A 7,368-nucleotide genomic window follows, 5' to 3' on the forward strand; every position below is an offset into this window, starting at 1 on the left:
TTCGAACCTGCGACAAATGGATTAAAAGTCCACTGCTCTACCAACTGAGCTAACGACCCTGAGCTGCTTCGTTCAGAGACAGCGATTATAGATGATTTTAATCTGGCGTCAACCCCTTTGTTTGAAATAATTTAAAAAAGTGGCAGTAATATGCCACTGCCTTGCAAAACAGCCATCGCGTACAATGATTTGCATCTTTAACTCAAGGGGAAGTGCCATGCGCTTATTGCATACGATGTTGCGGGTTACTGATTTGGAGCGATCGATTGCGTTTTATTGTGGTGTATTAAATATGTGTTTATTACGCCAACAAGATTTTCCTGAGGGGCGCTTTACTTTGGCTTTTGTTGGCTATGGTGCTGAGGCTGAGCATTCGGTGATTGAGTTGACCCACAATTGGGATGTTGCTGAGTATCAAATGGGAACTGCATTTGGTCATTTGGCGATTGAAACGGATGATATTGTGATGACTTGTGACGCCGTTCGGGCCAAAGGTGGCGTTGTCGTGCGTGAGCCCGGCCCGATGAAGCATGGTAGTACCGTGATCGCTTTTGTTGAAGATCCGGATGGTTACAAAATTGAATTTATTCAGAAGTAAGGGGTATTGCCAGCTACTTCAATCTATATATAGGTAGCAAAGCAATACATTAGTTAATGTTTAACTGAGTGGTCTCGATGATAAAAAAACTAACTTGGCTGCTGGCCTTATTGCCTAGTTTGGCAATGGCAGCAGATTTTGACGGCGCGCAGCTGTCTTTACTATGGGCAGCGCCGTTTGCGGGTTTATTGCTGTCTATTGCACTTTTTCCGATTTTTGCCCCCGCTTTTTGGCATCATCATTTCGGTAAGATATCGGCTTTTTGGGCCGCAGCGTTTTTGCTGCCGTTTATTAGCAGTTACGGTGTTGCGCCTGCGGCTGGCATCGTGGTGCATGCGATGTTGGCAGAATACATTCCGTTTATTCTGATTTTGTTTGCGCTGTATACCGTGTCGGGCGGGATTTTGATGAGCGGCAATTTGCATGGCTCACCCAAAATGAATACCGGCATTTTGGCCTTGGGTGCGGTGATGGCCTCACTGATGGGCACGACGGGCGCGGCCATGTTATTGATCCGTCCATTGCTCAAAGCCAACGATAATCGCTTACACAATGTGCATGTGGTGGTGTTCTTTATCTTTTTGGTGGCTAATATTGGTGGCGGTTTAACCCCACTGGGTGATCCGCCGTTATTCCTTGGCTTTTTGAAGGGCGTTGATTTCATGTGGACGGTTGAGCACATGATGTGGCCGGTGCTGTTTGCTGCCGCCATCTTGCTGGCCATGTTTTATGTCATCGATAGTTATTACTATAAGAAAGAAGGCGTGTTGCCGGTTGATCGGACACCGGATAGCAAGATCGAATTTTTTGGTTTATGGAATTTCGGTTTGATTGGCGCGATTATAGCTTGCGTGGTGATGTCTGGGATTTGGAAGCCGGGTATCGAATGGAACATCATGGGCACGCATGTTGAATTGCAAAATATCGTGCGCGATGTGCTGTTAGTGCTGATTGCGATTATTTCTTTGAAGTTCACCAAAAAAGAAATCCGCGCAGGGAATGATTTTAACTGGGGGCCGATTTTAGAAGTCGCCAAACTGTTTGCGGCAATCTTTATTGCCATGGCGCCAGCGATTGCGATTTTGCGCGCAGGGGAAGCGGGGCAAATGGCCAGCTTGGTGACTATGGTCAGCTCGCCGGATGGTATGCCGATTGATTATATGTATTTCTGGATGACGGGTGTGCTGTCGGCCTTCCTTGATAATGCACCAACGTATTTAGTGTTCTTTAATCTAGCGAGCGGCGATGCGGCTCATTTGATGGGACCGATGGCTTCAACCTTGTTGGCGATTTCATGTGGTGCGGTGTTTATGGGCGCGCTGAGTTATATCGGTAATGCACCTAACTTTATGGTGAAAGCGGTGGCTGAAGACCGTGGCGTCAAAATGCCAAGTTTCTTTGGTTATATGGCTTGGTCTTGTGTTTGCTTATTACCGGTATTTATTTTGATGACGCTGGTGTTCTTTTAAGTTTGGATTCACGCGTTAATTGAGATCAAGGAGGCCAGCTTTGCTGGCCTTTTTTTGTTCGACAATCACGTATGTAGCTTCGGTGTTGGTTGCAACGGTTTTTTGCCTTATTTCGGAGTCGATCGGTGCCATACGACAAATCGGCGTTGAGCGCGCTGGACGTTGATTGCGGGTCGGCTGGGTGCTGGATGGCTGCGCTACTGGCGAGGGCGCTGTTGTTATATTTTATTTTTGGCTGATGGCGATTAAATCGGCAGGACTGCAATTTATTTACAGTGATTACATGCTAGTAAGGGTGGTGCAGCGTAGAGCAGACTTAGTCTTTACAAAAATCGCTGCAGTACGGTGAGCGTGGCAACGTCAATTAAGCTGAATAAAAATAGCGTTTTTAAAAGTGCTTTTATTTACACTTGCATTCATATTCTTGACGCATTAAGTTAGCATCATCGTCGGCGTAGCGAAGTCGCTAGTCAAATAGAGGTAGCTTGAGTCTATTTCTTGCGTTGTATCAAATGGAAACTATGGAGATCGCCATTGTCATGCTGCTCATTTGATTTGTATCAGTAGCGCGTGGCGTAGTCTCCGTATACTGCATTACATCAGGTGATTTACTGTGGAGTCGATCACCGAGCAATTAACACTATCACAACCCCGAAGAGGTTTAACCGTGGCTCAACTATCAAAAGAACAAATTGGTAATATGCATCGTTACTTTCAGGCAGCCAATTACCTGTCTGTAGGTCAGATTTATTTGCTCGACAACCCAATGTTGAAACTACCGCTCAAACGTGAGCACATCAAGCCACGCTTGTTGGGTCACTGGGGTACGACTCCAGGTTTGAACTTTATTTTTGTTCACGCCAATCGCGTGATTGTTGAGCGTGATGTATCGATGATTTACATCACTGGCCCTGGTCATGGTGGTCCTGGTTTTGTTGCCAATACTTGGCTTGAAGGTTCGTACGAAGAATTCTTCCCAGCGATTGATCGTACTGAAGCAGGTATGCAACGCCTATTCAAGCAATTTAGCTTCCCGCGCGGTATACCTTCACACGTAGCACCAGAAACCCCAGGTTCAATGCACGAAGGTGGTGAATTGGGTTACAGCGTATCGCATGCCTACGGCGCGGCGCTGGATAATCCAGACCAAGTGGTGATTGCTGTTGTTGGTGACGGTGAGGCAGAAACTGGCCCATTGGCTGCGTCTTGGCACTCGACTAAATACATCCACCCGATTAATGACGGTTTTGTATTGCCGATTTTGCATTTGAACGGCTACAAAATTGCCAATCCAACACTTCTTGCCCGTATGGACAAAGAAGAAGTGACTAACTTGTTCAAAGGTTATGGCTACGAGCCAATCTTTGTTGAACTCAAACAAGAAACATTCAACGACAAGCTCGATACATTCGACCAAATCCATACTGATATGGCTGCGGCGATGGACTTGTGTATGGACAAATTTGCTGCGATCCGCGCTAAAGCCATTGGCGAGCGCGATGCAGGTCAGCCGATTGTTCGCCCACGTTGGCCAATGATTGTCATGCGCACGCCTAAAGGCTGGACTGGCCCGAAAGAAATTAAAGGCAAAAAAGTTGAAGACTACTGGCGTAGTCACCAAGTGCCATTCTCTGATATCGATGATGAGAATGTGATCAACTTGGAAACTTGGATGCGCTCGTATCAAATCGAGACCTTGTTTAATACTGACGGTACCGTGAAACAAGAATTGGTTGATTTGGCGCCAAAAGGTATCAAGCGCTTTGGTTCAAACCCAATCGTGCATGGTCAAGTTTCGAAAGACTTGAAAATGCCAGACTTCCGTAAATATGAAGTGAAGTTTGCTAAGCCAGGTACTGAAAATGCTGAAATGACGCGCGTAATGGGTAAATTCCTCCGCGACGTGATGAAAGAAAACGAAGCTGAGAAAAACTTCCGTATCTTCGGCCCAGATGAAACTGCATCTAACCGTTGGAACGACGTATTCGAAGTGTCGGGCAAAACTTGGTTGGCGAACTTCTTTGAAGAAGACAAAACCAATGACTTCTTGCAACAAGATGGCCGTGTAATGGAAATCTTGTCTGAGCACACTTGCCAAGGCTGGCTCGAAGCGTACAACTTAACCGGTCGTCACGGCTTCTTTAGCTGCTACGAAGCGTTTATCCACGTGATCGATTCGATGTTTAACCAACATGCAAAATGGTTGAAAACAACGAAACACATCAACTGGCGCAAACCAATTCCGTCGCTCAACTACTTGTTGACTTCACACGTTTGGCGTCAAGATCACAACGGCTTCTCGCATCAAGATCCAGGCTTCTTGGATCACGTGATCAACAAGAAAGCGGAAGTGATTCGGGTGTACTTGCCAGCGGATGCCAATACCTTGTTGTCGGTAACAGACCATGTGTTGCGCTCACGGCATTATGTGAACGTGATCGTTGCGGGTAAACAACCTTGCTTGCAATACCTGACGATGGACCAAGCGATTAAACACGCTACTACTGGTTTGGGTATCTGGGACTGGGCATCGAACGATCAAGGCGGCGAGCCAGACGTAGTGATGGCGTGTGCCGGTGAAATCCCTACAATGGAAGCATTGGCGGCAACTGATTTGCTCCGTCAACACTTCCCAGATCTGAAAATCCGCTTCGTTAACGTTTGCGATTTGATGACGCTGCAACCGCAAGAAGAACATCCACACGGCTTGTCTGACCGCGAATTTGACGCGATCTTCACGACGGACAAACCAGTGATGTTTGCCTTCCACGGTTACCCATGGTTGATCCATCGCTTGACTTACCGTCGTAACGGCCACGCTAACATCCATGCGCGTGGTTACATCGAAGAAGGTTCTACTTCGACGCCGTTCGATATGGTGGTGGTGAATCAGTTGGATCGTTTCAACTTGGCCATTGACGTGATTGACCGCGTACCGAAATTGCAAAAAATCGGCGCTCACGTTCGTCAAAAACTGGTTGGCAAATTGGTTGAACATGCTGAGTACATCGCTGAAGTGGGTGATGATATGCCAGAAGTGAAAGAATGGAAGTGGACTTACTAAGCAATTTCACCCTGTAAAGGGTGATTGTTAAAGCGTGAACAGCCCGTGCCTTTTGGTGCGGGCTTTTTTATGGCTGATCCAAATCAAGGTTAGATGGGCGCTAAGTAAAAGCCCAGCAGCGAAGATAGAGCGAGTCCGATACAATATAAACTTGCTAGGCGCTGTTGACTTTTGCTTGGCCAGCCGGAAAACCAAACGGCAACAAACCCTACAACGTCGTTTGTCATAATGAAAAGAGATTGATCGTGCTACAGCCAAAAATGAGCGAAACGCTATTAGCTTTATGTGCCATTGCACGTGAAGTCGCAGCCACAGAAATCATGCCGCGCTATCAAAAAGTCGTTGCTGAAGTGAAGCATGACGGCAGTTTGTTTACCGAGGCCGATTTGGCTGCGCAATCGGCATTGCAACGATTATTGCCTGGTTTGCTCGATTACCCGGTTTTGGGCGAAGAAATGACGCAGGCCGAGCAAGAGCAACTCTGGGCCGCGCACGCCGATGGCCTGTGGGTGGTCGATCCGATTGATGGCACGACTAATTTTGCGCATGGCTTGCCCAATTTTGCCGTATCCATTGCATTCATGCGCCAGCATCGCCCGGTATTGGCCGTGGTGTATGTGCCGGTATTGGATGAATGCTTTGCGGCGGAAGTCGCTTGCGGAGCATGGTTAAATCATGAGCGCTTGCCACGCGTGCGAGATGAGCGCCCCTTATCTGGCGCGATTGCCTCGGTTGAAACCAAATGGTTGTCTGGACATTTAGCGACGCGGATCGTGACTTTAAATCCCTATCACAGCCACCGCAATTTTGGCGCATCCACCATAGATTGGTGCTGGCTGGCTGCCGGGCGCACCGATGTCATGTTGCATGGCGCGCAAAAACTCTGGGATTATGCAGCGGGGGTGTTGATCTTGCTGGAGTCGGGCGGACAAGTTGGCTCGATCTTTCATGATGATTATTGGCAAGAAAATCCTTGGCATCGCAGCGCCGTCGCCGCGCGAACACCGTCGCTCTATGCGGCATGGCAGCTATGGGTACAAGCCAATAAATAGGGTATTGCTATGTAATGCTTAATAAATAATGGCTAGGTGTTTATACCTAGCCATTTTTGTATGTAACTTTAGCGGAGTTAAGCTGTTTGTTGTTCAAGTAGATATTTAGCGCCGTTATCTAAGCCTAAATGCTGAACTAAGTAGGGCATGACTTCTTTAAGCTCATTACTTAAAGTCCACGGTGGGTTCAAGATAAACATGCCGCTGCCATGCATACCAAAGCCGTCTGCGCGTGGCGCATGCACGGTGAGCGCAACATGCAGCCAGCTTTTTGCGCCGAGTTTTTTTAATTTCTCTGGCATTTGCTTAGTTTCGGCCCGTGACAACTGTGGATACCACACCGCATAAGTGCCGGTAGGAAAGCGCTCTAGCGCTTCTTTAAGTGTTTCCACCACCCGTACGTAATCATGCTTTTCTTCATACGGCGGATCAATCAACATCAAAGCACGACGCGGTGGCGGCGGTAATACGCTTTTGATGCTGGCAAAACCATCCGCCTGTACCACTTTGGCGGCGCGGCCGGCATCCAGAAAATTCTCAGCCAATAACTTGCTGTCGCTTGAATGCAATTCAAATAAACGTAATTTATCGTCCCTGCGCTGCAAGGCCTGCGCTACATAAGGCGAGCCTGGGTAGAGCTGCAAATGCGCGCTACCTGCGTTCAAATCTTTGACAACATCCATATAGCGTTGCAACGGTGCCGGTAAATCAGTGCGCTGCCACAACCGCGCGACGCCGGTTTCGAACTCGGCATTTTTGGTCGCATAGCCTTGCGTTAATGAATACACGCCCGCACCGGCGTGCGTATCGATATACCACCAAGGTTTGTCTTTCTGATTCATATAATCGAGCAGCATCACCTCGATGCAATGCTTGAGAACGTCGGCATGGTTGCCAGCGTGAAAGGCGTGACGATAACTGAGCATATATATACATATAAAAAGAGCTTGAATGCGCTAATTGTACTCGTTCAGGCGTTTTGCTTAAGTTTTGATTGAGTTAATGGTGATTTATCTCCCGTATATTGATGTGGCTTGGCTCAACTTCAGTGATTACGTTGTGTTTGTGTCAATTTTAGATGCTATGAAAATCAACAACTTAACGCCTTAGTTCTATTTTGTTTGTAATCGGGTGTTGACGTGATCGCAGGGCTGCCGTATATTTCGGCCTCTCTGCTGCTGACAC

At 47.5% G+C, this 7,368-nt stretch carries 5 protein-coding genes; 4 read left to right on the forward strand and 1 reads right to left on the reverse strand.

The genetic code is table 11. The annotated features are described in order from the left end of the window. Positions 1-217: 217 nt before the first annotated feature. The 4 genes from gloA to Q0V82_RS16080 all read left to right on the forward strand — a co-directional run bounded on the left by gloA (position 218) and on the right by Q0V82_RS16080 (position 6,183). Positions 218-598: a lactoylglutathione lyase gene (gene gloA / locus Q0V82_RS16065; RefSeq protein WP_297577378.1), complete on the forward strand. Its 381-nt coding sequence runs from the start codon at positions 218-220 to the stop codon at positions 596-598. A gap of 77 nt (positions 599-675) precedes the next feature. Then, positions 676-2,067: a sodium:proton antiporter gene (locus Q0V82_RS16070; RefSeq protein WP_297577380.1), complete on the forward strand. Its 1,392-nt coding sequence runs from the start codon at positions 676-678 to the stop codon at positions 2,065-2,067. A 667-nt stretch (positions 2,068-2,734) separates the two neighbouring features. Beyond that, the gene (locus tag Q0V82_RS16075) at positions 2,735-5,131 is read left to right on the forward strand and encodes a phosphoketolase (protein ID WP_297577382.1); all 2,397 of its coding nucleotides are present in this window, start codon (positions 2,735-2,737) and stop codon (positions 5,129-5,131) included. A gap of 245 nt (positions 5,132-5,376) precedes the next feature. Continuing rightward, a complete protein-coding gene (locus Q0V82_RS16080; protein WP_297577384.1) occupies positions 5,377-6,183 on the forward strand; it encodes an inositol monophosphatase family protein in 807 nt (268 codons plus the stop codon). A gap of 77 nt (positions 6,184-6,260) precedes the next feature. Here Q0V82_RS16080 and Q0V82_RS16085 read toward each other — a convergent pair whose 3' ends face one another. Then, positions 6,261-7,109 (reverse strand): 23S rRNA (adenine(2030)-N(6))-methyltransferase RlmJ, encoded by an 849-nt coding sequence (locus Q0V82_RS16085; RefSeq protein ID WP_297577386.1) that lies wholly within the window; start codon positions 7,107-7,109, stop codon positions 6,261-6,263. Between the last annotated feature and the right edge of the window lie 259 nt (positions 7,110-7,368).

It is taken from the genome of uncultured Deefgea sp., assembly GCF_947072475.1.
GTDB lineage: Bacteria > Pseudomonadota > Gammaproteobacteria > Burkholderiales > Chitinibacteraceae > Deefgea.

Coding starts and splice junctions, on each gene's coding strand:
- gloA (WP_297577378.1), top strand. CDS start 218: ATGCGCTTATTGCATACGATGTTGCGGGTTACTGATTTGGAGCGATCG.
- Q0V82_RS16070 (WP_297577380.1), top strand. CDS start 676: ATGATAAAAAAACTAACTTGGCTGCTGGCCTTATTGCCTAGTTTGGCA.
- Q0V82_RS16085 (WP_297577386.1), bottom strand. CDS start 7,109: ATGCTCAGTTATCGTCACGCCTTTCACGCTGGCAACCATGCCGACGTT.